This is a genomic window from Jeongeupia sp. HS-3 (assembly GCF_015140455.1).
GTDB lineage: Bacteria > Pseudomonadota > Gammaproteobacteria > Burkholderiales > Chitinibacteraceae > Jeongeupia.
In genome coordinates, this window is record NZ_AP024094.1 from 3279880 (window position 1) to 3305660 (window position 25781).

At 62.6% G+C, this 25781-nt stretch carries 24 protein-coding genes; 16 read left to right on the forward strand and 8 right to left on the reverse strand.

Annotated elements, in window-relative coordinates:
• Positions 1-114: 114 nt before the first annotated feature.
• From JLC71_RS15820 to JLC71_RS15840, 5 genes are all read left to right on the forward strand, one after another.
• Positions 115-672 carry a YqgE/AlgH family protein gene (locus tag JLC71_RS15820; protein WP_200916555.1) on the forward strand — a complete coding sequence of 186 codons (558 nt, stop codon included), beginning with the start codon at positions 115-117 and terminating at the stop codon, positions 670-672.
• Between the two features lie 178 nt (positions 673-850).
• Positions 851-1282 (forward strand): Holliday junction resolvase RuvX, encoded by a 432-nt coding sequence (ruvX, locus tag JLC71_RS15825; RefSeq protein ID WP_200916556.1) that lies wholly within the window; start codon positions 851-853, stop codon positions 1280-1282.
• Positions 1283-1433: 151 nt separating this feature from the next.
• Positions 1434-2405 carry an aspartate carbamoyltransferase catalytic subunit gene (locus JLC71_RS15830; RefSeq protein WP_200916557.1) on the forward strand — a complete coding sequence of 324 codons (972 nt, stop codon included), beginning with the start codon at positions 1434-1436 and terminating at the stop codon, positions 2403-2405.
• Positions 2402-3676: a dihydroorotase gene (locus JLC71_RS15835; RefSeq protein ID WP_200916558.1), complete on the forward strand. Its 1275-nt coding sequence runs from the start codon at positions 2402-2404 to the stop codon at positions 3674-3676. Before JLC71_RS15830 ends, JLC71_RS15835 begins: the two co-directional genes overlap by 4 nt.
• Positions 3677-3811: 135 nt before the next feature.
• The gene (locus JLC71_RS15840; RefSeq protein ID WP_200916559.1) at positions 3812-4078 is read left to right on the forward strand and encodes an acyl-CoA-binding protein; all 267 of its coding nucleotides are present in this window, start codon (positions 3812-3814) and stop codon (positions 4076-4078) included.
• Positions 4079-4139: 61 nt separating this feature from the next.
• On the opposite strand, the gene gatB is transcribed toward JLC71_RS15840, so the two are convergent.
• Genes gatB through gatC form a run of 4 tightly spaced genes read right to left on the reverse strand, consistent with a single transcriptional unit; the run spans position 4140 to position 7937 of the window.
• Positions 4140-5579 (reverse strand): Asp-tRNA(Asn)/Glu-tRNA(Gln) amidotransferase subunit GatB, encoded by a 1440-nt coding sequence (gatB, locus tag JLC71_RS15845; protein ID WP_200916560.1) that lies wholly within the window; start codon positions 5577-5579, stop codon positions 4140-4142.
• Positions 5580-5599: 20 nt separating this feature from the next.
• Positions 5600-7048: an Asp-tRNA(Asn)/Glu-tRNA(Gln) amidotransferase subunit GatA gene (gatA, locus tag JLC71_RS15850; RefSeq protein ID WP_200916561.1), complete on the reverse strand. Its 1449-nt coding sequence runs from the start codon at positions 7046-7048 to the stop codon at positions 5600-5602.
• An 8-nt stretch (positions 7049-7056) separates the two neighbouring features.
• Positions 7057-7653, reverse strand: coding sequence for a D-sedoheptulose 7-phosphate isomerase (lpcA, locus tag JLC71_RS15855; RefSeq protein WP_200916562.1), 597 nt, complete (start codon positions 7651-7653; stop codon positions 7057-7059).
• Entirely contained in the window at positions 7650-7937 is a 288-nt protein-coding gene (gatC, locus tag JLC71_RS15860) for an Asp-tRNA(Asn)/Glu-tRNA(Gln) amidotransferase subunit GatC (RefSeq protein ID WP_200916563.1), read from the reverse strand. Before gatC ends, lpcA begins: the two co-directional genes overlap by 4 nt.
• Before the next feature lie 200 nt (positions 7938-8137).
• On the opposite strand from gatC, the gene JLC71_RS15865 reads away from it, so the two are divergent.
• The 6 genes from JLC71_RS15865 (at position 8138) to JLC71_RS15890 (ending at position 14670) form a co-directional block, all read left to right on the forward strand.
• On the forward strand, positions 8138-9181 hold the full coding sequence (locus JLC71_RS15865; protein ID WP_200916564.1) for a rod shape-determining protein: 1044 nt from the start codon (positions 8138-8140) through the stop codon (positions 9179-9181).
• Positions 9182-9255: 74 nt separating this feature from the next.
• Complete coding sequence (gene mreC / locus JLC71_RS15870; protein ID WP_200916565.1) at positions 9256-10143, forward strand: rod shape-determining protein MreC; 888 nt, start codon at positions 9256-9258, stop codon at positions 10141-10143.
• Complete coding sequence (mreD, locus tag JLC71_RS15875; protein WP_200916566.1) at positions 10143-10649, forward strand: rod shape-determining protein MreD; 507 nt, start codon at positions 10143-10145, stop codon at positions 10647-10649. Before mreC ends, mreD begins: the two co-directional genes overlap by 1 nt.
• A 40-nt stretch (positions 10650-10689) precedes the next feature.
• Positions 10690-12615: a penicillin-binding protein 2 gene (gene mrdA, locus JLC71_RS15880; RefSeq protein WP_200916567.1), complete on the forward strand. Its 1926-nt coding sequence runs from the start codon at positions 10690-10692 to the stop codon at positions 12613-12615.
• On the forward strand, positions 12560-13720 hold the full coding sequence (gene rodA / locus JLC71_RS15885) for a rod shape-determining protein RodA (RefSeq protein ID WP_200916568.1): 1161 nt from the start codon (positions 12560-12562) through the stop codon (positions 13718-13720). Before mrdA ends, rodA begins: the two co-directional genes overlap by 56 nt.
• A complete protein-coding gene (locus JLC71_RS15890; protein WP_200916569.1) occupies positions 13720-14670 on the forward strand; it encodes a septal ring lytic transglycosylase RlpA family protein in 951 nt (316 codons plus the stop codon). Before rodA ends, JLC71_RS15890 begins: the two co-directional genes overlap by 1 nt.
• 51 nt (positions 14671-14721) lie before the next feature.
• Here the strand turns inward: JLC71_RS15890 and JLC71_RS15895 are convergent, their stop codons facing one another.
• From JLC71_RS15895 to JLC71_RS15910, 4 genes are read right to left on the reverse strand one after another with little or no spacing between them, the layout of a single operon-like run.
• The gene (locus JLC71_RS15895) at positions 14722-15117 is read right to left on the reverse strand and encodes a RidA family protein (protein WP_200916570.1); all 396 of its coding nucleotides are present in this window, start codon (positions 15115-15117) and stop codon (positions 14722-14724) included.
• A 2-nt stretch (positions 15118-15119) separates the two neighbouring features.
• A complete protein-coding gene (locus tag JLC71_RS15900) occupies positions 15120-16592 on the reverse strand; it encodes an N-acyl-D-amino-acid deacylase family protein (protein ID WP_200916571.1) in 1473 nt (490 codons plus the stop codon).
• A gap of 2 nt (positions 16593-16594) precedes the next feature.
• Positions 16595-17467 carry a MurR/RpiR family transcriptional regulator gene (locus JLC71_RS15905; RefSeq protein ID WP_200916572.1) on the reverse strand — a complete coding sequence of 291 codons (873 nt, stop codon included), beginning with the start codon at positions 17465-17467 and terminating at the stop codon, positions 16595-16597.
• Positions 17468-17522: 55 nt separating this feature from the next.
• Entirely contained in the window at positions 17523-18791 is a 1269-nt protein-coding gene (locus tag JLC71_RS15910; RefSeq protein ID WP_200916573.1) for an amino acid deaminase, read from the reverse strand.
• Positions 18792-19082: 291 nt separating this feature from the next.
• On the opposite strand from JLC71_RS15910, the gene JLC71_RS16680 reads away from it, so the two are divergent.
• From JLC71_RS16680 to purH, 5 genes are all read left to right on the forward strand, one after another.
• Positions 19083-22163 carry an EAL domain-containing protein gene (locus JLC71_RS16680; protein WP_305066891.1) on the forward strand — a complete coding sequence of 1027 codons (3081 nt, stop codon included), beginning with the start codon at positions 19083-19085 and terminating at the stop codon, positions 22161-22163.
• A gap of 27 nt (positions 22164-22190) precedes the next feature.
• Positions 22191-22811, forward strand: coding sequence for a glutathione S-transferase family protein (locus JLC71_RS15920; RefSeq protein ID WP_200916575.1), 621 nt, complete (start codon positions 22191-22193; stop codon positions 22809-22811).
• A gap of 88 nt (positions 22812-22899) precedes the next feature.
• Positions 22900-23907: a tRNA dihydrouridine synthase DusB gene (gene dusB / locus JLC71_RS15925; protein WP_200916576.1), complete on the forward strand. Its 1008-nt coding sequence runs from the start codon at positions 22900-22902 to the stop codon at positions 23905-23907.
• Between the two features lie 8 nt (positions 23908-23915).
• A complete protein-coding gene (locus tag JLC71_RS15930; RefSeq protein WP_200916577.1) occupies positions 23916-24167 on the forward strand; it encodes a helix-turn-helix domain-containing protein in 252 nt (83 codons plus the stop codon).
• 43 nt (positions 24168-24210) lie between these two features.
• A complete protein-coding gene (gene purH / locus JLC71_RS15935) occupies positions 24211-25773 on the forward strand; it encodes a bifunctional phosphoribosylaminoimidazolecarboxamide formyltransferase/IMP cyclohydrolase (RefSeq protein ID WP_200916578.1) in 1563 nt (520 codons plus the stop codon).
• The last annotated feature ends 8 nt before the right edge of the window (positions 25774-25781 follow it).

Genomic DNA, 25781 nt, shown 5'->3' on the forward strand with positions numbered 1-25781 from the left:
TCTGAAAACAGCGCGAGCGTGAGCTCGCGCTGTTTTAGCGTGTGAATGACCGATGGGCGAGTGTCCGGCTCGCCAGCCTGCGTGCCCGCGCCGGCTTGTGCGATAATTGCCTTCATGGACCTCGACCTTTCCCGCCACTTCCTGATCGCGATGCCGTCGCTGGCAGACCCGATCTTTGCCAAGACCTTGACCTTTGTCTGCGACCATAACGACAAGGGCGCGATGGGCGTGATCGTCAACCGGCCGGTCGGCATGACGCTGACAACCCTGTTCGAGCAGCTCGACGTTGAACTGCATCGCCCGGATGTGGCCGATCTGCCGGTTTGTTTCGGCGGACCGGTGCAAACCGATCGTGGCTTCGTGCTGCATTCGCCGCTGGGTGACTGGCAGTCGACCTTGCCGGTCTCGGACGATATGGGCCTGACGACCTCGAAGGACATCCTGCTGGCCGTTGGCGAAGGCGGAGGGCCAGAGCGGATGTTCGTGACGCTCGGCTACGCCGGCTGGGAGGCGGGTCAGCTTGAGGCCGAGCTGGGGCAAAACAGCTGGATTTCGGTTCAGGCCGATCCGGAAATCATCTTCGCCCTGCCGGCCGAAGAACGTTACGACGCTGCGCTGAAATTGCTCGGCATCGATGTGGCCATGCTCTCGGACGAAGCCGGCCACGCATGAAAATTCATCGATCCGACTACTGCGCGAACGAATGGATCGCGTCGTGCGCTGCTCGACATCCTCATGGCCCATATGGCCATTCCGGTGTCTGCGCTGCTGCTCCTTGCCCTTCGTCCGCTCGCTACGTCGGCTCGACGAATTTTGAATTCGGCCGGCTCGCTCGGGTGAGTCCAAAAGCATGAGCACGATTCTGGCCTTCGATTTCGGCGAAGCACGCATCGGCGTGGCGATGGGCAGCACCGAACTGGGTATCGCCCATCCTGTGGAAACCATCGCCACCGTTGAAACCGACAAACGCTTTACCCGTATCGAAGCGCTGATCAAGGAATGGCAACCGAGCCTGCTGGTCGTCGGTTTGCCGCTCGGTCTTGATGGCGAGGAGCAATTGGCAAGCCGCCTGGCACGCAAGTTCGCCAACCGGCTGACCGGACGCTTTGCCTTGCCGGTGGTACTCATCGACGAGCGTTACACATCCAAATCGGCATCGATGGCGCTCGATGACACCGGCCTGCGCGGGCGGCGGCAAAAGCCGGTACTCGATCAGGTCGCCGCGATGCAGATTCTGCAGGCCCACTTTGACCAAGGTGGCGAGCCAGGCGGAGCGGCCTAGCGGTGCGCAAGCACCCAGCCTCAGCACCTACCCCTGTCCCGCCGGGCCAGCCGGCCACTATTTTCCGCAATCCCTTCACGCCTACTGGCGCGCCGTTTGGTCGCAGCCGGGACGTTGGCGTGCCCTTCAATAGCCATGACACGGGAGCATCATGTACAACCCGCAACTGAACGCGCAGGGTGAACTCATTCACCTGCTGACCACCGAAGGATTGCCCAAGCGCATCCTGACGCAGATTCTCGACCGCGCCGCCGAATACATTGCCGCCGGCGAAGCCGGCACCAAGAAGTTCGACACCTTGGCCGGCCGCTCGGTGTTCAACCTGTTTTTCGAGAACAGCACCCGCACGCGCACGACCTTCGAGATCGCCGCCAAGCGTTTGAGCGCCGATGTCACCAGCCTGAACATCCAGGCATCGAGCACCGCCAAGGGCGAAACCCTGCTCGATACCATCCACAATCTCGAAGCGATGGGCGCCGATCTGTTCGTCGTGCGCCACGCACAATCGGGCGCCGCGCACCTGATCGCCCAGCACGTGAAGCCGGGTATCGCCGTGGTCAACGCCGGCGACGGCCGCCACGCGCACCCGACGCAGGCGCTGCTGGACATGTACACGATCCGCCATTTCAAGGGCGATTTCACCAAGCTGCGCGTCGCCATCGTCGGCGACATCCTGCACTCGCGCGTGGCGCGTTCGGACATCCACGCGCTGACCACGCTCGGTTGCCCCGAGGTACGGGTGATTGCGCCGAAAACGCTGATCCCGACCGGCATGGAGAGCCTGGGAGCGCATGTCTATCACGACATGGCCGAAGGGCTGAAGGACGTCGATGTGGTGATCATGCTGCGTGTCCAGAACGAGCGCATGAGCGGCGCCTTCCTGCCGAGCACGCAAGAGTTCTTCAAGTACTACGGCCTGACGCCGGAAAAACTGGCGCTGGCCAAGCCCGACGCGATCGTCATGCATCCGGGCCCGATGAACCGTGGTGTCGAGATCGACTCGGCCGTCGCCGACGGCGCGCAAGCGGTAATCCTGCCGCAGGTGACCTTCGGCATCGCCGTGCGTACCGCCGTGATGGCCATCGTTTCCGAAAACCAACGCAGCCGGGGGGCACAACCATGAAGAACACCATCATTCGCAATGGCCGGTTGATCGACCCGGTCAACGGCAGCGAGCAGTGCGCCGATCTGTTTCTGGCCGACGGTCAGATCGTCGGCGTCGGCTCGGCACCGGCCGGTTTTGATGTCGAACTTGAAATCGACGCGACCGGGCTGATCGTCGCGCCGGGTCTGGTCGATCTGGCCGCAAGGTTGCGTGAGCCGGGTTTTGAATACAAGGCAACGCTGGAGTCGGAAATGGCCGCCGCCGTCGCCGGTGGCGTCACCAGCATCGTTTGCCCGCCCGATACCGATCCGCCGCTTGATGAATCGGGTCTGGTGACCATGTTGCGCCAGCGCGCCAAGAACCTTGATCTGGCGCGGCTGTACCCGGTTGGCGCGCTGACCGTCGGCCTCAAAGGCCGCGAGCTGACCGAAATGGCGCTGCTGCGCGAGGCCGGCTGCGTCACCTTCTCGCAAGGCGATGTGCCGATCGCCGATTTGCAGGTGCTGTATCGGGCGATGCAGTACGCGGCGACCTTCGATTTCGAGCTGCGTTTGCGCCCCGAAGAAGCCAGCCTGGTCAACGACGGTGTCGCGCATGACGGTGCTTACGCGTCGCGCCTTGGTCTGACCGGTATTCCGGTGATTGCCGAGACGATTGCAATCGCGCAGATCGTCCAGCTGATGCGTGCCACCGGCTGCCGCGTGCATTTGGCGCGTTTGTCGAGCGGTGAGGGCATAGCACTGGTTCGCGCCGCCAAGCGTGAAGGCCTGCCGCTGACTTGCGACGTCGACATCAACCACATTCATCTGGCCGACGTCGATATCGGCTATTTCGACAGCCAGTATCGTTTCGACCCGCCGCTGCGCAGCGTGCGCGACCGCGACGCCATCGTCGCCGGCCTGATCGACGGCACCATCGACGCGATCTGCTCCGACCACAGCCCGGTCGACGACGACGGCAAGCTGCTGCCGTTCGCCGAGGCCGAGCGTGGTGCCACCGGGCTGGAACTGCTGCTGCCGCTGACGCTGGCGTGGGCCGAGCGCAACCACGTTGCCTTGCCGATTGCGCTGGCGAAAATCTCCAGCGTACCGGCGGCCAAGCTGGGCTTTAGCGCCGACTTGAACGTCGGCAGCCGCGCCGATCTGGTGTTGTTCGATCCGAACGAAACCTGGATGGTGACGCGCGAAGCGCTGAAGAGCCAGGGCAAGAACACGCCGTTCGTGGGCATGGAAGTGAAAGGCCGCGCGCGCTATACCTTTGTGAAGGGCAAGTGCGTTTACACCGCATAAACGGTATCTGCGATCGCGAAGCGCCCGTCTCGATGACGGGCGTTTTTGTATCTGCCGCTTGGCGAGTGGGAACGGACGCCGCTATACTCGATGCAGTTTTCAAACGTGTGTTTGAAATTTACCAGGAGAAACGACATGTCCGATCTGGCCAGCCTGTTCCAGACCGCTCAGGATGAAGTGGTAAAACTCAACGATGCACCCGATGTCCAGACCAAGCTCAAGCTCTATGCATTCTTCAAGCAGGCGAGCGAAGGCGACGTCAACGGCGATCGCCCCGGCGCGCTGAACTTCGTCGCTCAAGCCAAGTACGATGCCTGGGCCAAGCTCAAGGGCATCGATAATGCCGGCGCGATGCAGCAATACATCGACCTCGTCGAAGAACTGAAGCGCAACGATTCGTGATTGCGGCACACATGAAAAAAGCGGCCCGCGAGCCGCTTTTTTCATGCCTTCAAGCCGAACATCAGGCCAGCTTCTGCTTCAGAAGCTCGGTCAGCACGGCCGGGTTGCCCTTGCCCTTGCTGGCCTTCATGCATTGCCCCACCAGGGCGTTCAGCGCCTTTTCCTTGCCGGCCCTGTATTCCTCGACCGACTTGGCGTTACCCGCGATCACCGCGTCGACGATGGCTTCCAGCGCACCGGTATCGGTTTCCTGCTTGAGGCCATCGCGTTCGATGATGGCATCGGCGCTGCCTGCATCGCTCGCACCGGTTTCCCACATCTTCTTCAACACGTCCTTGGCCGTCTTGTTGTTGATGGTGTTGTCCGACACGCGGCGGATCAGCCCGGCCAGCGCGCTGCTTGATACCGGGCAAGCCGAGATATCGAGTTCTTCGCGGTTCAGCGTCGCCGACACATCGCCCATCAGCCAGTTGCTGGCGAGCTTGGCATCGGCACCGGCGGCAACTGTCGCCTCGAAGAAAGCAGCCAGCGCCTTGCTGGCGGTCAGTGTCGACGCATCGTAGGCCGGGATGCCGTATTGCTCGGCAAAGCGGGCCTGCATCGCCGCCGGCAGCTCGGGCAGCTCGCTTTTCACGCGCGCAATCCACTCGTCGCTGATCACTAGCGGCGGCAGATCGGGATCGGGGAAGTAGCGGTAATCGTGCGCGTCTTCCTTGCTGCGCATCATCCGCGTTTCGCCGCTGTCCGGATCGAACAGGATCGTCGCTTGCTGGATCTTGCCGCCGTCCTCGATCGTTTCGATCTGCCACTGGACTTCGTACTTGATCGCCTGTTCGATGAACTTGAAGCTGTTGAGGTTCTTGATCTCGCGACGGGTGCCGAATTCCTTCTGACCTTCCGGGCGCACCGAGACGTTCACGTCGCAGCGGAACGAGCCTTCCTGCATATTGCCGTCGCAGATGCCGATCCACGTCACCAAGGAATACAGCGCCTTGGCGTAGGCAACGGCTTCGGCACCCGAGCGCATCTCGGGTTCGGAAACGATTTCCAGCAGCGGCGTGCCGGCGCGATTCAGGTCGATGCCGGTGCCGCTATGTAGGCCTTCGTGCACCGACTTGCCGGCATCTTCTTCCAGATGCGCGCGGGTCAGGTTGATCACCTTGTCGACACCGTCGACATTGATCGTGATCGCGCCGCCTTCGACCACCGGCAGCTCGAACTGGCTGATCTGGTAGCCCTTGGGCAGATCGGGGTAGAAGTAATTCTTGCGCGCAAAAATCGAGCGCTGGTTGACCTTGGCGCCGATCGCCAGACCGAACTGGATCGCCTTTTCAACCGCCGCGCGGTTCATCACCGGCAGCGCGCCGGGCAGGGCGATATCGACCACGGCGGTCTGCGTGTTCGGCTCGGCACCGAAGGCGGTGCTGGCCGGCGAGAAAATCTTCGATTTCGTTGTGAGCTGGGTATGCACCTCCAGCCCGATGACGACTTCCCACTTCATCTTTGTGTCCTCGTGCCGGATTAAAGGGCGGGAGCCCGGGTGTGCCAGTCGGTAACCTGCTGGAACTGGTGCGCGACGCCCAGCATTTTCGCCTCGGCAAAGTAATTGCCGATGATCTGCAGACCGATCGGGCGGCCGTTGCTGCCAAAGCCGGTCGGCACGCTCATGCCGGGCAGGCCGGCAAGGTTGACGCCCAGCGTGTAGATATCCTCGAGGTACATCGCCACCGGGTCGGCGCTCTTCTCGCCAAGGTTCCACGCAGTGCTTGGCGCCACTGGGCCCATGATCACGTCGCATGCCTCGAACGCCTTCTGGAAGTCGTCGGCGATGATGCGGCGGATTTTCTGTGCCTGCAGATAGTAGGCGTCGTAATAACCATGGCTCAAAACATATGCACCGGTAAGGATGCGGCGCTTCACTTCCCAGCCAAAACCTTCGGCGCGGCTTTTCTCGTACATCTCGGTCAGCCCGTCGTAGTCGGCGGCGCGGTGGCCGTAGCGGACGCCGTCAAAGCGGCTCAGGTTGCTCGATGCTTCGGCCGGTGCGATCACGTAGTAGGAGGGAATCGCCAGCTTGGTATTCGGCAGGCTGATATCGACGATGGTGGCGCCGAGCTTCTTGTATTCGCCAATTGCCGTCTCAATCGCTGCGGCGACATCGCTCGCCAGGCCTTCGGCGAAATATTCGCGCGGCAGGCCGATTTTCAGGCCGGCCAGCGGCTGGTCGAGATCGCGGGTGTAGTCTTCCTTGGCGTGCTGCAGACTGGTCGCATCGCGTTCGTCAAAGCCGGCCATCACGTTGAGCAGCAGCGCGCAGTCTTCGGCGCTCTTGCCCATCGGCCCGCCCTGATCCAGCGAGCTGGCGTAGGCGATCATGCCGAAACGGCTAACAATGCCGTAGGTCGGCTTGATGCCGGTGATGCCGCAGAAGCTTGCCGGTTGGCGAATCGAGCCGCCGGTATCGGTGCCGGTGGCGATCGGCGCCAGACGCGCCGCCACCGCAGCCGCCGAGCCGCCCGAGCTGCCGCCGGGAACCGCCTTGCGGTCCCACGGGTTCAGCACCGCGCCAAACGCGCTGTTCTCGTTCGACGAGCCCATCGCGAACTCGTCCATATTGGTGCGGCCCAAGGTGACGAGGCCGGCCTTGTCGCACTGTTCGATCACGTGAGCGTCGTACGGCGAAACGAAATTCTCGAGCATTTTCGAGCCGCAAGTCGCGGCCCAGCCCTGCTGGCAGAAAATGTCCTTGTGCGCGACCGGGATGCCGGTCAGCGTGCCGGCGTTGCCGGCAGCGCGCGAGGCGTCGGCGGCTTGGGCTAGTGCCAGCGTCTTGGCGTCATCAACGGCGATAAAGGCGTTCAGCGACGCGTTCGCCTTGATGCGGCCGAGGTATTCGGTGGCAAGCTCGACGGCCGAGACTTGCTTGGCCGCCAGCATGCTGGAGAGTTGCTTGAGCGATTTTTCGATCATGGGAGGTCTCAGGCCGGATCGGCCGGGCGATAGCCCATGCCTTGTTCGACGAGGTCGATCAGCGTGTGGATGACCTTGATGTGGATTTCCTGGATGCGGTCGGCGTAGCCGAAGTGCGGCACGATAATTTCGACATCGGCCGTGCCCTTGAGCTTGCCGCCGTCCTTGCCCATCAACAGCAGCACTTTCATGCCGCGCGCCTTGGCCGCTTCGACCGCGCGGATCACGTTGGCAGAATTACCGCTGGTGGTGATGCCGACCAGTACGTCGCCGTCGCGGCCGAGGCCTTCGACGAAGCGCGAGAAGATATCGTTGAAGCCGTAGTCGTTGCCGACGCAGGTGATATGCGACGGATCCGAGACGGCAATGGCGGCCATCGCCGGACGATCGTCGCGGTAGCGGCCCGAGAGTTCTTCGGCGAAGTGCATCGCATCGCAGTGCGAGCCGCCGTTGCCGCAGGAGATCACCTTGCCGCCGGCTTTGAGCGAGGCGACCAGCAGCTGGGCGCCGGCGTCAACGGAGGAGAGAAAGGCGTCGTCGGCAAGGACGCGGTCGAGCACCTGCGCGGCTTCGCGCAGATGTTGTGCAACGGTGCTGACACTCATTCGATCACCTTCGGAACCAGATAGAGGCCGTTTTCAACCGACGGCGCAATGGCCTGGAAGGCGTCGCGGCGATTGGTGGCGGTGGCGATGTCGTCGCGCAGGCGCAAATGAACGTCCTGAGCGTGCGCCATCGGCTCGATGCCGGTGGTATCCACTGCGCGCATTTCTTCGATCAGTGTAAAGATTCGGTTGAGCTGTTGTTGCGCTGCAGCAAGCTCGGTGTCGGTAACGGCAATGCGCGCCAGCTTGGCGATGCGCCGTACGTCGTCCAAGGAGAGTGACATAGGCATTTTCCCCCTGCTAGTCCTTATGATCATCAGCGCCTTAGGGTATCATGCCGGGTTTGTTTCACCCAAGTTAGGGCCGGGCGCGATTGCCGATGCGGAACTTTCGCTGCGCTGCCCGTTCTGGCTTTAAACCCTATTCTTTGGCGACGGCTTGGCCGGCGCCGCTTAAACGACCCCAATTCTCTGCGAGTAAACTAATGTTCGGCCTTCTTTCCGGTTACTTCGCCAACGACATTGCCATCGATCTCGGTACCGCCAATACGCTGATTTACATGCAGGCCAAGGGTATTGTTCTGGATGAGCCGTCGGTGGTTGCAATCATGCAAGAGGGTGGCCCGTCGGGCAAAAAAAGCATCCTCGCTGTTGGCGCCGAAGCCAAGAAAATGCTCGGCCGCACGCCTGGGTCAATCACCGCGATCCGGCCGATGAAAGACGGCGTGATCGCCGACTTCACCATCACCGAGCAGATGCTCAAGCAGTTCATCAAAAAGGTCAGCCCGAGCCGCCTGTTCAGCTCGCCACCGCGGATCGTCATCTGCGTGCCTTGCGGTTCGACCCAAGTCGAGCGTCGCGCGATCAAGGAATCGGCGCTGGGCGCCGGTGCGCGCAAGGTCGAGCTGATCGAAGAACCGATGGCCGCGGCAATCGGTGCCGGTCTGCCGGTCGAAGAAGCAACCGGTTCGATGGTCGTCGATATCGGCGGCGGCACGACCGAAGTCGGCGTGATTTCGCTCGGCGGTATCGTTTACGCCAGCAGCGTTCGCGTCGGTGGCGACAAGTTCGATGAGTCGATCATCAATTACATCCGCCGCAACTACGGCATGCTGATCGGTGAAACCACCGCCGAAGAAATCAAGAAGCGTATCGGTTCGGCCTTCCCGGGCGCCGAAGTGCGTGAAATGGAAGTGAAGGGCCGCAATCTGGCCGAGGGCATTCCGCGTTCGTTCACGATTTCGAGCAACGAAATCCTCGAAGCGCTGACCGAGCCGCTGAACCAGATCGTCTCGGCGGTGAAGCAGGCGCTGGAACAGACGCCGCCGGAACTGGGCGCCGATATCGCCGACAAGGGCATGGTGCTGACCGGTGGCGGTGCGCTGCTGCGCGATCTGGATCGCTTGCTGATGGAAGAAACCGGCCTGCCGGTGATCGTCGCCGAAGATCCGCTGACCTGCGTCGTGCGCGGTTCGGGCAAGGCGCTCGAGAAGCTCGACAAGGTTACGGCGATCTTCACCCGCGACTGATCAGGCGTACCGGCGCGCTGCGACGAGATCGTCCAGCGGCCGTTTTTATCTGTTGAACACGCGTCTGCCCGGTCATGCAAACCAGCCCTCCCGTTTTTTTCAAACAGGGTCCGAAGCCGCTTACGCGGCTTCTGATCTTCTCGACGCTATCGATCGCGATGATCGTCGGCGATGCGCAGTACGCCATGCTTGGCCGCATTCGCGAGCAGGTATCGGTATTGCTTTATCCGCTGCAATGGGCCGCAACCACGCCCTTTGCCACGCTGCGCAATACCGCCGATTTCCTGTCGCGGCAGAGCGAGCTGATGAGTGAGAACCGCCAGCTCAACGACGCGCAACTGGCCGCGCGCGCGCAGGCGATGAAGCTCAAGGCGGTCGAGGCCGAGAACGCGACCTTGCGTGGCCTGAGCGAGCGTCGCAGCACGGTTGGCCAACCGTCGCAGCTGGCTGAAATCCTCTACAACGGCCGTGATCCGTTTACCTCGCGCCTCATCGTCGATCGCGGTCAGCAGCAGGGCGTGAGCGCCGGGCAGATCGCCATCGATGCGTCCGGTGTCGTTGGCCAGGTGGTGCGGGTGCAGCCGCTGACCAGCGAAGTGCGGCTGATTTCCGATCGCAACCAGATGGTGCCGGTGGTGGTCGAGCGCAATCAATTGCGTACCGTGGTGTACGGCATGGGCGCGCATCAGTCGCTTGAGGTGCGCAATATGGCGCCGAACGTCGACATCAAGCCGGGGGATGTGCTGGTGACCTCGGGGATTGACGGCCTGTATCCGGTGGGTCTGCCGGTTGCCAGAGTGCTCAAGGTCGAGCGCGGCGCGGCATTCGCCAGAGTGATTTGCCAGCCGGTGGCTGCGGTCGATCAACATCGCTTCCTGTTGCTGCTCGATCATCGCAGCGACATGCCGCCGTATCCGGAGGCCGCGTCGCAACCGGCAGCCACGAACAGGAAAGGCAGCTGATGCCCGTTTCCCATCAATTATTGCGGCCGGTAAGCATCGGCTTCATCGTGCTGAGCTTCGTCGTCGCGCTGCTGGTCAATCTGCTGCCATGGCAGGCGTCGATCGCCAACTTCGCACCCGATTTCGTTGCCTTGTTCATCGTCTACTGGGCGCTGAACCAGCCGCGTCGCGTCGGCGTCGCCACCGCCTTCGTGCTGGGCGTGATCGTGGATGTCGGCGATGGCAATGTGCTCGGCCAGCATGCGTTGGCCTACTCGGTGATCGCTTATCTGGTACTGATCCGTCAGCGGCAGCTGGCAGTCTTCGCCTTTTGGCAGCAGGCACTGCTGGTGCTTGGCTTGTTGACGCTGGCGCAAGTCATCATGGTCGTCGTGCGCACGCTGCTTGGCGCACCGTTTGTAGGCTGGGGCTATTTTGCCGGCAGCTTGCTGGCCGCCTTGCTGTGGCCGCCTTTATCGAACCTGATGCTGATGCATCAACGCAAGTCGGTGCCGGACGAATTATGAACTGCCGGATGAGTGGCTGGCTGCTGCGCGCGGAGGACTGATGGCGCGCAATGAACTGAAGAATTCGATGGCCGAGCGCTATGCGTTCCAGCTCCGTATCGTCACCGCGGTGCTGTTCGTGCTCGGCCTGTTTGGCCTGCTGTTTGCCCGTTTCATCTGGCTGCAGGTGGCGCAGCACGACAAATACCAGACGCTGGCCGAGGCGAACCGGATTTCACTGGTGCCGGTGTCGCCGCCGCGCGGCATCATTCGTGACCGCAATGGCGTGGTGCTGGCACACAATTTCTCCGCCTACACGCTTGAAATCACGCCGTCCAAACTGGCAGATTCGCTCAACGACACGATCGCCCGGCTGTCGAACATCATCGAAATCAGCGGCAAGGACAAGCGCCGGCTGAAGAAGCTGATGGAGGAAACGCGTGATTTTGAATCGTTGCCGATCCGCACGCGCTTGTCCGATGAGGAAGTCGCGCGCTTTGCCGCCAATAGCTACCAGTTTCCCGGTGTCGAGATCAAGGCACGGCTGTTCCGCCAGTACCCGTATCAGGAAGTGGGCAGTCATCTGATCGGCTATATCGGCCGGATCAACGACAAGGATCTGGCCGGGCTCGACGAGAGCGGCCAAAAGGCCAATTACCGGGGCACCGATCACATCGGCAAGCTGGGTATCGAGGCCAGCTACGAGCAGCAGCTGCACGGCACCACCGGTTTTGAAGAGGTCGAAATCGACTCGGGCGGGCGCGCCGTGCGCACGCTGCGGCGTACGCCACCGCGGCAAGGTCAGGATCTGACCTTGTCGGTCGACATCAAGCTGCAGGAGATGATCGAAAAGCTTTTCGGCAATCGGCGCGGCGCGCTGGTGGCGATTGATCCACGCGATGGCGGCGTGCTTGCCTTTGTCTCCAAGCCCGGATTTGATCCCAATCTGTTCGTTGACGGTATCGATCCGGACAGCTGGAAAGAGCTGAACGAATCGCCGGACAAGCCGCTGCTGAACCGTGGGCTGCGCGGCGAATATCCGCCGGGCTCGACGTTCAAGCCCTTTATGGCGATCGCCGCGCTGGAAGGCAATTTTCCGCTGACGCGGCAGACGATCTCGGACCCCGGTTACTTCATTTACGGCAACAACCGTTTTCGCGATTCGCACAAGGGCGGTTATGGTTCGATGAACTTCGACCGTTCCCTGCCGTTGTCGTCCGATACCTATTACTACCAGCTCGCGGTGCAGATGGGGATCGATTACATCTCCCAATTCATGGCGACGCTCGATCTTGGCCGGCTTACCGGTATCGATCTGCCGGGTGAACGCCCGGGCGTGCTGCCGAGCCAGGAGTGGAAGAAAAAACGCTTCAAGACCCCGGCACAGCAGCGCTGGTATTCGGGTGAAACCGTGTCGATCGGCATCGGCCAGGGGTACAACTCGTATACGCCGCTGCAAATGGCCCACGGCATCGCGACGATTGCCAATCGTGGCGTGATGTACAAGCCGCACGTGGTGGCCACGCTGGTTGATCCGTCGACCGGAAAAAAAATGCAGATCGAGCCGCGGCCCGAGCGGACCATGACGTGGAAGCAGGAGAACGTCGAGCGGGTGATCCGTGGCATGGTCGGCGTGACCCAATACGGTACCGGTGCGCGCCTCTTCGCTGGCGCGCCTTATGTCGCAGCCGGCAAGACCGGCACCGCGCAGGTCTATAGCCTGCGGGGCGGCAAGTACAACGCCAAGGCGGTGAGCGAGCGGCTGCGCGACCATTCGTGGTTCGTCGCCTTCGCGCCGGCCGACAAGCCGACGATCGCATTCGCCGTGATTGTCGAGAACGGCGGCTTCGGCGCCGCGGCGGCCGGACCGATCGCGCGCCAGGTGCTCGACTATTACCTGCTGGGCAAAATGCCGGCCGCGCTGGCGGGCAATGCATCGGCAGTGGCTTCGGCGCCAGACGCGGCGCAGGAGGACATCGGTGATTAAGACACTCTGGAACCGGATCAAGCAGCCGATCGATCCGTGGTTGTTTCTGTTCACTCTGCTGATTTTCATCGTCTCGGCCGTGGTGCTGTATTCGGCGTCGAACCGTGATCTGGAAAAGGTGCTCGACAAGGTCACCTTCATGGGGATCTCGCTGGCGGTGATGTGGTTCTTTGCCAATATCTCGCAGCAAACGTTGATGCGCCTGGCCTTGCCGGCCTATGTAGTCGGCGTCGCACTGCTGGTTGCGGTGGCGCTGTTCGGCGTCACCAGCCACGGTGCGACACGCTGGCTCAATATCGGTATCACCCGCATCCAGCCGTCGGAGCTGATGCGCATTGCCATGCCGCTGATGCTGGCGTGGTATTTCCACCATTTCGAAGCCTCGCTGAACTGGAAGCACTTTGTTGTTGCCGGCCTGCTGATGGTGGTGCCGGTCGGACTCATCCTCAAGCAGCCGGATCTGGGCACCAGCCTTTTGATCGCATCGAGCGGTTTTTACGTGTTGTTTCTGGCCGGTTTGAGCTGGCGCTTCCTGGCGCTGATGATTGCAGCCGGTAGCGGTCTGGCTTATACGGTGACGCACTGGGATCTGTGCATCAACATCCTCCAGGAGTATCAGTGCCGCCGGGTCGCGACCATGCTTGATCCGATGCAGGATCCGCTCGGCGCCGGTTACCACATCATTCAGGGCACGATTGCCATCGGCTCGGGTGGGATGCTCGGCAAGGGCTGGCTCAACGGCACGCAGACCCATCTCGATTTCATTCCCGAACGCACCACCGACTTTATTTTTGCCGTGTTTGGCGAAGAGTTCGGCCTGCTTGGCAACGGCCTGCTGCTGGTGCTCTACCTGCTGGTGATCGGCCGTGGCCTGACCATCGCCAGCCGTGCGCCGACGCTGTTCGGCCGCTTGCTGGCGGGGGCAATCGCGCTCAACTTCTTTACCTATGCCTTCGTCAATATGGGCATGGTGTCGGGCATCCTGCCCGTGGTCGGCGTACCCTTGCCGCTGATTTCCTACGGCGGCACGTCGATGGTGTCGATTCTGGCGACCTTCGGCCTGATGATGAGCGTCAGCCGTGACCGAAAGCTGATGAAGGGGTAATGATGAAACTGCGCGGATTGCTCGCGATTGCCGCTCTGCTTGGCCTTGCCGCCTGCGGGACGGCGCCGACCAAACCTGTTGGCGGGACGAGCGGCACGACGCCACCACCGGCACCCGTGCAGGGTACGCCGTCGCAGTACAGCTGCGACTACAAGGCGCTGGCCGGCGGCGGGGCGTTCTACAAGGATGATGGGCCGATGAGCGATCTCCCGGCCAATCTTGACCTGATCGCCGAACCGGTGCCGCGCTGGGAGCCATTGCACAAATGGGCCAACCGTCCCTATACGGTGCTGGGCTTGTCGTTTACACCGCTGGCTGCGCCGGGTAACTCGGTCGAGACCGGCATGGGCTCGTGGTATGGCCGTAAATTCCATGGCCAGAAGACGTCGATCGGCGAAAGCTACAATATGTTCGCGATGACCGCCGCCAGCCCGGTGCTGCCGCTGCCAAGCTATGCGCGAGTGACCAACGTCAAGAATGGCCGCAGCGTCATCGTTCGCGTCAACGATCGCGGCCCGTTTCACAAGGGCCGGGTGATGGATTTGTCCTTCCTCGCCGCCTGCCGCCTCGGTTACGCGATGCAGGGCAGTACCGAGCTCAAGGTCGAAAGCCTTTTGCCGGGTGACGCGCCAACGGTCGTCCAGGCGCAGGCCAAGCAACAGGTCGATGCGCCGCTGCCGTTTGACGGCGTATCCAAGCCGGTGCCGATTGCCGACACCGCCGCCGGGGTCTATCTGCAACTGGCGGCATTCAGCAGCCAGGCCAACGCCGAATCGTTCCGCGAGCATTACGCCAGCATGCTTGATGGTGAGAGTGCCAAGCTCGTGGTTCAATCGGCTGGCGCCATCCACCGCGTTCGCATTGGTCCTTACCCGAATCGGCAGAGCGCACTGGCGGCGGCGGAAACGCTGACCGGCCAGCACAATCTGCAGGCCGTGATCGCGCGCTGATGCGAATGTAAAAAAGGGCGGAAATCTCCGCCCTTTTTTAACGTCTGCCGCTCAGGCCGCCGGTTTCCTGTACGCCACGCAATCGACCTCGACCTTGCAGTCGATCACCATGCTCGACACCACGCAGGCGCGCGCCGGCGGGTTGTCGCCGAAGTACTCCTTGAACACGCGGTTGAACGACATGAAGTCGCGCGCATCATCGAGCCACACGCCACAACGCACCACATGCTCGGGGCCGTAACCGGCCTCCTCCAGAATCGCCAGCAGGTTCTGGATCGTCTGGTGCGACTGGGTGACGATGCCGCCTTCGACGACTTCGCCGTTCAGCATCGGCGTCTGCCCGGATACATACAGCCAGCCATCGGCCTCGACCGCGCGCGCGAACGGCAGATGCTGGCCGCCGGTGCCTTTGCCGCCTTCGACGCCGTAACGTTTGATATCGGACATGCTTACTCCTGGAAATGAAGGGATGACTCAAAGCCGGCGCGCAGATCGTGCTCGCGGGCGAGGAAACGGCCGGCGCGCTGGCCGGTGGCTTGCTTGTTTTTATACGACAGCACGCCGTTGACCCAGACGGCCGCTATGCCGTCGGCGGCCTGGGCTGGATCGCTGAAACTGGCGACATCCGTCACCGTCGCCGGGTCGAACAGCACCAGATCGGCCCAGCAGCCTTCGCGGATCAGGCCGCGCCCGGTGAGGCCGAAACGTGCCGCCGACAGCCCGGTCATCTTGCGCACCGCTTCGGCCAGCGGAAACAACTTCACCTCGCGGCTGTAATGGCCGAGCACGCGCGGGAAGGTGCCCCACAGTCGCGGATGCGGCAGTGGATCGTTCGGCAGACCGTCGGAGCCGACCATGGTCAGCGGGTTGCCGAGGATGTGTCTGACGTCGTTTTCATCCATGCCGTAGTAGACCGCGCCGGCCGGCTGCAGTCGGCGGGCGGCGTCGAGCAGTGGCATGTTCCACTCGGCGGCGATCTCGGCGAGCAGCTTGCCGCCCATTGCCGGCTCGGGCTCGGACCAGGTGATCAGGATGTCGAATTCGTCGGTCACCTGCTTGAGGTCAAGCGTGCTCGAACTCGCCGCGTACGGATAGCAGTCGCAGCCGACATGCTGGTGCGCAGCGGCGGCCTCGATCGACGCGATCACTTCGCCGCTGCGGCCCCAGTTGCCGGCGCCGGCGCATTTGAGGTGTGAAACGATCACCGGCACGCGCGCATGCCGGCCGATCCGGTACGCCTCGTCCATCGCGTCGAGGATGGTCGCGAACTCGCTGCGCAGGTGCGTGGTGTAAACGGCGCCGAATTCGGCCAGCACTTCGGCCAGTGTCGCCACTTCGTCGGTGCTGCTGGAAAACGCCGATGCGTAGGCGAGCCCGGTCGACAGGCCGACGGCGCCGTTGGCGAGCGCGTCGCGCAGCTCCTGGCGCATGCTTTCGATTTCACCGGGCGTGGCGCTGCGATCGAGCCGGTCGAGATGGTTCTGCCGCAGCGCGGTGTGGCCGACGAGCGCGGCGACGTTGACCGACGGCTGCGCCGCTTCGACCGCAAGGCGATAGTCGCCGAAGCTCGGGTAAACGAAGTCTTTGGCGTCGCCGAGCAGATTCATCGGGTCGGGCGGATCGCCGTTGAGCCGCACCGGGCTGGCGCTGATGCCGCAATTGCCGACCACCACCGTGGTCACGCCTTGCGACAGCTTGGGCAGCATCTCGGGGGAACGGATCACCGTGGTGTCGTCGTGCGTGTGCACGTCGATGAAACCCGGTGCCAACGCCAGACCGGCGGCGTCGATGTCGTCCTTGGCCGGGCTATCGATGGTGCCGATGGCGGCAATCCGGCCATCCTTGATCGCCACCGCGCCGACAGCGCCGGGCGTGCCGGTGCCGTCGAGGATGAGCACATTGCGGATGATCAGCTCGTACATGGTCAATCTCCCAGCGGCAGACGGTTGTCGCCGCCACGGTATTCGTCGAGCGCGTACTTCACCCGGCGCAGCATTTCCTTGCTGTGCGCGGACTGGCGCAAGGCGTACTCGGTGGCCAGCAGGTCGATCGCGAACATCATCGCGTAGCGCGACGCCGAGGGTTTGAAGATGAAGTCGGTCTCGCTCGTCGTGATCGGCAGCAGCACGTCGGCCAGCGCGGCCAGCGGCGAGCCGGCGGCGGTGATCGCGATGACCCTGGCGCCATAGGCGCGGGCGATCTCGGCGGCGGCGAGGATTTCCGGCGTTATGCCGCTGACCGACAGCAACAGCAGCACGTCGTCGGGCGAGAGCGTTGCGGCGACGATTTTCATCATCACCGCATCCGAGTAGGCGGTGACGGCGCGGCCGAGCCGCACCAGCCGGAACTGCAGCTCCTGCGCCAGCATGGTCGAGCCGCCGCCGACGCCGAAGGCGAACACCTGCCGCGCCGGCTGCAGCGCATCGACGGCGGCGCCGAACGCAGCCGGGTCGAACCGCGCCAGATTGGCATGCAAGGTCTGTTCGATCTCGCCGCAGATCTGTGCGTAGAAAGCGCTCGGCTCCGCCTGTTCGGCCGGCGCGAGGAAGCGGCTACCAACGGCGCCGGCCTGCGCCAGCCTGACCCGCAGCTCGCGAATGTCGTCGCAACCGACGGCCTTGGCGAAGCGCGAGATCGTCGCCATGCTCACGCCGGCTCTCGTCGCCAGCTGCTCGATACCGGCGCCGGCGGCGTAGGTGACATCGGCAAGAATGGCGTCGGCGACCTTGCGTTCGGTCGGGCTCAGCGTATCGAGCGCGCTGCGCAACTGGTAAACGATATCGAAGGGTTTGTTCATGGGGCTGGAGATAAAGTGATCGGGCTTGCGGCGCTAAATTAAGAAGGGCATCTGCCTAAAAGCAGGTTTGTACCAGCTCGACGACGCGATAGTCGTCATCAAGAATCGGCAGCTGGCGCCATTTGTCGAAAGTCAGGCAGGGATGCGAGATATCGAAGGCGATCATGTCGCCGACCTTGAGGCCGTGATCGATCGGCACCGCCATAAAGGCGTGCTGGTCCATCATCGCGGTCAGCGCCCAGCCTTCCGGCGCCGGTGTCGGCGCGGCGTTGCCGGGACGATGATGCAGTGCCGGAACCGGCAGGCCGGCGTCGAAGGCCGCGTCGCGCTTGCCCAGGCCGATGATCGCCAGACCCGGTTCGGGCAGCGAGGTGACATAGGCCCACAACTGCAGCGCCGGCAGCAGCGCGCGGTTCATGTCGCGGGCGACCGGGTTGTTGGCCTGGATGCGCGTCTCGGCCGCCTTGTAGATGCCGACATCGTGAGTCAGGTAACAGCCGGGGCGCAGGATCACCTCGAGCGGGCGGCCGATGTCGGCGTTGCAGAATTCCTCGGCGACGATGTCGAACCACGCCGAGCCGGCACCCGACAGCAGCACCGGGCCGGCGGCGAAACGGCCCTCGGCGGCCCAGGCGGCGCAGCGGGCGACGGCGCGCCGCAGAAAAGCGCGGATGTCGGCCTCGTCCTTCAGTACGCCTTCGTAGAGTTCGATGCCGCATAGTTGCAGCGACGGCCAGCGGGCGATCTCGGCCAGCAGCGCGGCTTCCTGCGCCTCGTCGCGCGCGCCGGTGCGCCCGCCGTTGACGCCGAGTTCAACCAAGACCTTCAGCGTCTGATCCGCTTCAAGGAAATGGCGCCCGAGCTGGGCGATGTTCTCGGCCGAATCAACAATGCCGTAGAAGGTGAATTCGGGGTCGTGTTGCAGGCGGGCGATGATCGCCATATTGCCGCGGCCGACCAGCTGGTTGGCCATCAGCATCCGGCGCACGCCGTGGTTATACGCAGCCTGAGCCTGCGGTGCGGTCGCCAGCGTAATCCCCCAGGCGCCGTGATCGAGTTGCTTGCGGAACAGCTGCGGACTCATCGTCGTTTTGCCGTGCGGCGCCAGCTGCACGCGGTAGCGGTTGATAAAGGCTTTCATCCACGCCAGGTTGTGTTCGATTCGGCGTTGCGAGAGCACGGCGACCGGCAGGCTCAAATCCTCGGCGAGCAGTTGCCAGCCCAATTGGGCAATCTCGCCGGCCCTTTGCCTCGCCGGTAGCGCGCCAAGGCCTTTGCCCCCGGCATCGATCTCGAAATCAAGCAAAGTATTTTCATTGTTCATGATGGTTGCTCCGAGTGAATGCCGGTCTTGAGTCACTATCCGGGTGTGAATATAACGACACAATGAGAATTATTGAAAATAATTTTCATATCTTTTCGTTGGGAGTGCGTAAACCCATGCCGGTAAAGGAGGCTGTGCATCGCGGGCAGCGAATGATGGCGGGGCGGGGGCGCCGGATGATTGAGTCCCGCAGGGAACAACCCCCGGCTCTGGCTTGCCAAGGTTCGGCTTTTGCCCCAAGAATGGGGCCCTGTAAATAATTTCCCCTAGCAGGAAGCTGCCTTGACCCGCGTGCCGGTCACTTCACAGGACGCCGATAACGGCCGCTCTTTCGGCCTGATCCGCCGGATGCTGATCGCGTTGTCGATCAGCGTGGTGCTATTTGCACTGGCGGCGGTGAGCTGGTCGATCTGGCGCAGCTACCAGGAGACGCTGGGCAACGCCGAGCAGCAGATGCTCACGCTGGCGCGCACCATGGACGAGCACGTTGGCCGCACCATGGACGCCAGCCTGAACACCATGTTCGCGATCCAGCAGAACGAGATTTTCCAGCTTTGCGTCGAAACCGCTGATTCGGCCTGCATGCACGCCTATTTGCAGCGTCAGCTCGGCCAGACGCCGCAGATGGCGACGTTTGCCGTAGCACGTGCCGATGGCACGCTGGCCGCGAGCACGCTGCAATATCCGACGCCGGCACACAATCTTGGCAGTACACAGTATTTCAAGGTGGCGCGATCGCAGCCCTCGTCGCCTTTCTACATAGCCGAGCAACAGCTTGATCCAACCGGCGATCGTTCGGTGATTCCCATCGTCATGGCATTGAACAACCGCCGTGGCGAGTTCGTCGGCGTGCTGTTTGCCGGCATCGATCCGGGCTATTTCCGCCAGTTCTACCGCAGCATTTCCTCACGCGCCGGCCTCGCGATCGAAATGTTCCGCGACGACGGCATTTCGCTGGTGCACTACCCGGAGAACGCCTTCGACGTCGGCCACGACCTGTCGCACCGGACTTTTTTCGACAATGATTTCGGTGGCGCGCAAAGCGGCACCTTTATCGAGCGCAGCGCCCGGGATCGTGTCACCCGCATTTATGGCTGGCGTCACGTCGGCGGCTGGCCGCTGGGTGTGATGGTCGGCGTCGACCGGCAGCAGGTGCTGGCGTCGTGGCGTCATGACAGTCTGGTCAACGGCGGTGTCACCGCCAGCGTGCTGGCGCTGGCTGCCTTGCTGGCCGTTTACGTGTTGCGGCAGTTGCGCCGGCTGGAAAGCACCGAGGATGCACTCTATCTGACCCGCGTCGCGGTCGAGCGCGGCGCCGACATGGCGATCTGGCTCGACCCCGATGGCATCATCCGCTACGTCAACGCCACCGCCTGTCACCGCCTTGGCTACGGTGAACACGAATTGCTTGGCATGCGCTTGAAGGACGTCAATCCCACTTTCGATCCCGAGACCTGGGGGCCGTTCTGGGAGCGTTTGCGCGAGCAAAAGCATCTGTTTGAAGAGTTCGTGCTGAAAACCCGCAGCGGCGACGCGTTCCCGATCGAGTCGTACTCGAACTACATCGTCTTCAAGGGGCAGGAATACAACTGCGCCGTGGTGCGGGATATTTCCGAACGCCGCCTGGCCGAGGAGGCCATCGTCAAGAGCGAGCAGCAGCTGCGCTTGGCGCTGGATGCCTCCAATACCGGCCTGTTCGACATGCCGCTGGATATCCGCCGCGATGCGATTACCAGTCCCGAGTACGACCGATTGCTGGGTTTTACGCCGGGCGAGCTGGTCGAAACGTTCGAGAAGTGGAAAGAGCAGATGTATCCGGGGGATCGCGATGTGGCGCTCAATGCGTTTCGCGATTGTTATGCCGGCACCGCACCGCAGTTCGTCATCGAGTACCGGCGCAAACTCAAGACCGGCGAATATCGCTGGTTCCTGTCGCGCGGCAAGTTTGTCGAGTTCGATGGCCGTGGCAAACCGGCGCGGCTGATCGGCACCGTCACCGATATCACCGAACGCAAGGTGGCGCAGGATCGCATCATCGAGCTGGCCAACTTCGATACCGTCACCGGCCTGGCGAACCGCAACCTCTTGCGCGACGAATTGCGCCTGGCCGTTGCCAGTGCCGAGCGTCACTCGCGGCAGCTGGCGCTGCTGTTCCTTGATCTTGATCGCTTCAAGACCATCAACGATTCGCTTGGCCATACCGCGGGCGACCAGGTACTGATGCAGGTGGCCGAGCGGCTCAAGCGTATCGCCGGCAAGGGCGACATCCTCGCGCGGCTGGGCGGCGACGAGTTCGTGATCGTGCTGACCGAGATCGACAACGCGATTCATCCGGGCTTGGTCGCTGAACAGATTCTGGCCTCCTTCGCCGACCCCTTCGTGCTTGAGGCCGGCGGCTTCGCGACGACGACGTCGATCGGCATCAGCGTCTATCCGGACGACGGCCCTGATTCGGACACGCTGATTCGTAGCGCCGACGTGGCGATGTATCAGGCCAAGAGCGCCGGCCGCAACAACTATCAGTATTTCACCGCCGACATGAACGCGCGGGTGTCCGAGCGCCTGGTGCTGGAAACCAGCATGAGCCAGGCGCTGAACGACAACGAGTTCGAGCTCTACTACCAGCCGCAGGTCTGCCTCAGGGATGGCCGCATTACCGGTGCCGAGGCGCTGATCCGCTGGCGCCACCCGGAGCACGGGCTGATCTCGCCGGCCAAGTTCATCCCGATTGCCGAGGAAAGCCGGATGATCGTGCCGATCGGCAACTGGGTGCTGCGCGAAGCCTGCCGCCGCGCGGCGACCTGGACGCGCGAGAACGGCGAGCCGATGAGCATCGCGGTCAACCTCTCGCCGCTGCAACTGCATCAATCCAATCTGCTCGAGATCATCGCCGACGCGCTGGCCGATGCCGAACTGCCGCCGCAATGCCTCGAACTCGAAGTGACCGAATCGGTGGTGATGCAGGAAGTCGAGCATGTGATGACGATGCTGTCGGGCATCAAGCGCCTGGGCGTCAAGCTGTCGGTCGATGATTTTGGTACCGGTTATTCGAGCCTGTCGTACCTGAAGCGCTTTGCCTTCGACAAGCTCAAGGTCGACCAGAGCTTTGTGCGTGATCTGACCACCGACCCCAACGATGCGGCCATCGTGCTGGCGATCATCGGCCTGGGTAAAACCCTGGGCATGAGCGTGTTGGCGGAAGGCGTTGAAACGCCGGAGCAACTGGATTTTCTGCGTCGCGCCGGTACCGATGCGATTCAGGGTTATCTGTTCAGCAAACCGTTGCCGGCTGGCGAATTCGAAGCGCTGTTGCAGGCATCGCCGCGGCTGATGTTGTCGCGCGCTGGCGGCGAAGTAGTCAATCAGGCTTAGCAATCAGGGCGGGACGAGGAGGGGATGATGAAACTGGTGATTGGCAACAAGAACTATTCGTCGTGGTCGCTGCGGCCGTGGCTGGCGCTCAAGGTGGCCGGTTTGCCGTTCGACGAGGTCACGCACGACCTTTACCGCGACGGTGCACTGGCCGAACGTCTGGGCTATGGTCCGACCGGTAAGGTGCCGGTGCTGCTTGATGCTGGGCTGGCCATCTGGGAAACGCCGGCGATTGCCGAATACCTGGCCGAAATCGAACCGTCCTTGTGGCCGAGCGAGCGCGCCGCGCGCGCCGTTGCCCGTGCCGTGTGCGCCGAGATGCACGCCGGCTTCACTGCGCTGCGCACGCACTGCCCGATGAATCTGCGCTTGCGTACCACAGCCGAGGCGCACGCCGATGTCGCCGCCGATCTGGTGCGCATCGAGGCGCTATGGGCCGATTGCCGGTCGCGTTTTGGCGCTGGCGGCGACTTTCTTTTTGGCGCCTTCAGTCATGCCGATGCCTTTTTTGCGCCAGTCGCGACGCGGATTCGCAGCTATGGGCTGAGCGTGTCCGCACCGGCACAACGCTACGCAGATCGCTTGCTGGCCTTGCCCGCTTTTCTGGAATGGGAAGCCGCAGCGGCGCTTGAGCCCCTGCAACGCTGAGCCCCTCAACAAGGCGGCGAACAGGCTTGCCTAAAAATTAGGCAAGCCGTAGAATCGCGGCCTCCCCAAGTCCTGCCCGCCTGCGCCCATGCATATCGGTCCTTACACCCTTGCGAACAATCTGATCGTAGCGCCGATGGCTGGCGTCACCGATCGGCCGTTTCGCATGCTGTGCAAGCGCTTTGGTGCAGGCCACGCGGTGTCGGAGATGATCACTGCCGATCAGAGTCTGCGGCTGACCACGAAGACGCTCAAGCGGGCCGATTTCGAGGGTGAGTTGGCGCCGATCTCGGTGCAGATCGCCGGCTCCGATCCCGAACAGCTGGCGCTGGCCGCCCGCTATCAGGTGGAGAACGGCGCGCAGATCGTCGACATCAATATGGGTTGCCCGGCCAAGAAGGTGTGCAACAAGCTCGCCGGCTCGGCCTTGCTCAAGGACGAAGACCTCGTCGGCCGGATCCTCGATGCGGTGGTCGCCGCGGTCGATGTGCCGGTGACGCTGAAAACCCGGCTGGGTTTTTGCAATGGCGAGGAAAACATCCTGCGCGTGGCACGCCGCGCCGAAGAGGCCGGCATCGCTGCGCTGGCGATCCACGGCCGCACGCGTGAGGACATGTATAACGGCGCCGCCCGGTATGCGCTGATCCGCGAAGTAAAACACAGCATCGCCATTCCGGTGATCGCCAATGGCGACATCGACAGCCCGTACAAGGCGAAAGAAGTGCTCGATGCCACCGGCGCCGACGCGATCATGGTCGGCCGCGCCGCGCAGGGCAGGCCGTGGCTGTTTCGCGAGATCGGCCATTATCTGGCCAGCGGCGAGCTGTTGCCGCCGCCGAAGGTGATCGAAATCCGCGACGTGCTGCTCGAGCATCTTGATGCGCTGTATTCGTTTTACGGCGAGTACTCGGGCTGTCGGATCGCGAGAAAGCATATCGCCTGGTACACCAAGGGACTCGCTGGCGGCAACGCATTCCGCCAGCACATGTACCAGCAAGAAAGTACACACGAACAAAAAAACGCGACCCAGGCGTTCTTCGATGGCCTTTTGGCCGGCGGCGAGCGCTTGGTCTACATCGCGACCGAACAAGAGTAGAGGGAAGCATGAACCGGGAAGAACCGAGCCAGCAGGATCCGATTGCCGAAGTAATCCACGCGTCGCTGGCGCAGTATTTTGACGACCTTGATGGCGAGACGCCGTGCGCGGTTTACGACATGGTGCTCGCCCGCGTCGAGAAGCCGCTGCTGCTGCTGGTGCTTGAGCGCGTCGGTGGCAACCAGACCCGTGCGGCCGAGGTGCTCGGTATCAATCGCAATACCCTCAGAAAAAAATTGCAGACCTACGATCTGCTCTGAATCCATAAGCCACGACATACGTAACGACCTTCAGGAGAGCAGTATGAGCAAGATTCAGCGCGCGCTGATCAGCGTGTCGGACAAGACCGGCGTTCTCGACTTTGCCAAGGCGCTTGCCGCGCAGGGTGTCGAGATCCTTTCGACCGGCGGCACCGCCAAGCTGTTCGCCGACAATGGCGTTCCGGTGATCGAAGTCGCCGATTACACCGGCTTCCCGGAAATGCTCGACGGCCGCGTGAAGACGCTGCATCCGAAGATCCACGGCGGCATTCTCGGCCGCCGCGATCTTGAATCGCACACCGCCAAGATGGCCGAGTACGAGATCGGCAACATCGATCTGGTTTGCGTCAATTTGTACCCGTTTGAAGCGACCATCGCCAAGCCCGACTGCACCTTCGAAGATGCGATCGAGAACATCGACATCGGCGGCCCGGCGATGGTGCGCTCGGCAGCGAAAAACCACGCCCATGTGGCGATCGTCACCGACGCCGAAGACTATTCGTCGCTGATCGCCGAAATGCACGCCAATGGCGGCGCGCTGACGCTGGCGACGCGCAAGAATCTGGCCAAGAAGGCCTTCAGTCATACCGCAGCCTACGATGGCGCGATTTCGAACTACCTGACCGCGCTGAACGACGATGGCGAAACGGCCACCTATCCGAAGCGGCTGAACCTGCAGTTCGTCAAGGTGCAGGACATGCGCTACGGCGAAAACCCGCACCAGAGCGCGGCCTTCTTCCGCGATCTGCACCCGGCACCGGGCACGCTTGCCAGCTACAAGCAGTATCAGGGCAAGGAGCTGTCGTACAACAACATCGCCGACGCCGATGCGGCGTGGGAAGCGGTGAAGCAGTTCGAAGAGCCGGCCTGCGTCATCGTCAAGCACGCCAACCCGTGTGGTGTCGCCGTGGCGACCGATCCGTATGCGGCTTACCGCCTTGCATTTGCGACCGACACCACCAGCGCCTTCGGCGGCATCATCGCCTTCAACAAGGCGATCGACGTCGATACCGTTGAAGCGGTATCCAAGCAGTTCATGGAAGTGCTGATCGCCCCGGGCTACACGCCGGCCGCGCTCGAACTGCTGGCCAAGAAGGTCAATGTGCGCGTGCTCGAAGTCGCGATCGAATCGGGTGAAAACAAGTTCGATCTCAAGCGCGTCGGTGGCGGCCTGCTGGTGCAGACGCCGGATACCCATGCGCTCAAACTGGCCGACCTCAAGGTCGTGACCAAGAAACAGCCGACGCCGGAACAACTGAAAGACCTGCTGTTCGCGTGGAATGTGGCCAAATTCGTCAAATCCAACGCCATCGTCTTCTGCGGCAAGGGCCAGACGCTCGGCATCGGTGCCGGCCAGATGAGCCGGGTCGATTCGACCAAGATCGCCGCGATCAAGGCGCGTAGTGCCGGTCTGGAACTGCGTGGCTCGGTCGCTGCAAGCGATGCATTTTTCCCGTTCCGTGATGGCGTCGACGTGATTGCCGAGAATGGCGTCGCGGCCATCATCCAGCCGGGTGGCTCGGTGCGCGACGACGAAGTGATCGCCGCCGCCGACGAGCACGGCATCGCCATGGTGGTGACCGGTATTCGCCATTTCCGTCATTGATTCCGGGG

Bases quoted from the DNA above. Each gene is read 5' to 3' on its own strand.
- JLC71_RS15820 (WP_200916555.1), top strand. From the start codon at position 115: ATGGACCTCGACCTTTCCCGCCACTTCCTGATCGCGATGCCGTCGCTG.
- ruvX (WP_200916556.1), top strand. From the start codon at position 851: ATGAGCACGATTCTGGCCTTCGATTTCGGCGAAGCACGCATCGGCGTG.
- JLC71_RS15830 (WP_200916557.1), top strand. From the start codon at position 1,434: ATGTACAACCCGCAACTGAACGCGCAGGGTGAACTCATTCACCTGCTG.
- JLC71_RS15835 (WP_200916558.1), top strand. From the start codon at position 2,402: ATGAAGAACACCATCATTCGCAATGGCCGGTTGATCGACCCGGTCAAC.
- JLC71_RS15840 (WP_200916559.1), top strand. From the start codon at position 3,812: ATGTCCGATCTGGCCAGCCTGTTCCAGACCGCTCAGGATGAAGTGGTA.
- gatB (WP_200916560.1), bottom strand. From the start codon at position 5,579: ATGAAGTGGGAAGTCGTCATCGGGCTGGAGGTGCATACCCAGCTCACA.
- gatA (WP_200916561.1), bottom strand. From the start codon at position 7,048: ATGATCGAAAAATCGCTCAAGCAACTCTCCAGCATGCTGGCGGCCAAG.
- lpcA (WP_200916562.1), bottom strand. From the start codon at position 7,653: ATGAGTGTCAGCACCGTTGCACAACATCTGCGCGAAGCCGCGCAGGTG.
- gatC (WP_200916563.1), bottom strand. From the start codon at position 7,937: ATGTCACTCTCCTTGGACGACGTACGGCGCATCGCCAAGCTGGCGCGC.
- JLC71_RS15865 (WP_200916564.1), top strand. From the start codon at position 8,138: ATGTTCGGCCTTCTTTCCGGTTACTTCGCCAACGACATTGCCATCGAT.
- mreC (WP_200916565.1), top strand. From the start codon at position 9,256: ATGCAAACCAGCCCTCCCGTTTTTTTCAAACAGGGTCCGAAGCCGCTT.
- mreD (WP_200916566.1), top strand. From the start codon at position 10,143: ATGCCCGTTTCCCATCAATTATTGCGGCCGGTAAGCATCGGCTTCATC.
- mrdA (WP_200916567.1), top strand. From the start codon at position 10,690: ATGGCGCGCAATGAACTGAAGAATTCGATGGCCGAGCGCTATGCGTTC.
- rodA (WP_200916568.1), top strand. From the start codon at position 12,560: ATGCATCGGCAGTGGCTTCGGCGCCAGACGCGGCGCAGGAGGACATCG.
- JLC71_RS15890 (WP_200916569.1), top strand. From the start codon at position 13,720: ATGATGAAACTGCGCGGATTGCTCGCGATTGCCGCTCTGCTTGGCCTT.
- JLC71_RS15895 (WP_200916570.1), bottom strand. From the start codon at position 15,117: ATGTCCGATATCAAACGTTACGGCGTCGAAGGCGGCAAAGGCACCGGC.
- JLC71_RS15900 (WP_200916571.1), bottom strand. From the start codon at position 16,592: ATGTACGAGCTGATCATCCGCAATGTGCTCATCCTCGACGGCACCGGC.
- JLC71_RS15905 (WP_200916572.1), bottom strand. From the start codon at position 17,467: ATGAACAAACCCTTCGATATCGTTTACCAGTTGCGCAGCGCGCTCGAT.
- JLC71_RS15910 (WP_200916573.1), bottom strand. From the start codon at position 18,791: ATGAACAATGAAAATACTTTGCTTGATTTCGAGATCGATGCCGGGGGC.
- JLC71_RS15920 (WP_200916575.1), top strand. From the start codon at position 22,191: ATGAAACTGGTGATTGGCAACAAGAACTATTCGTCGTGGTCGCTGCGG.
- dusB (WP_200916576.1), top strand. From the start codon at position 22,900: ATGCATATCGGTCCTTACACCCTTGCGAACAATCTGATCGTAGCGCCG.
- JLC71_RS15930 (WP_200916577.1), top strand. From the start codon at position 23,916: ATGAACCGGGAAGAACCGAGCCAGCAGGATCCGATTGCCGAAGTAATC.
- purH (WP_200916578.1), top strand. From the start codon at position 24,211: ATGAGCAAGATTCAGCGCGCGCTGATCAGCGTGTCGGACAAGACCGGC.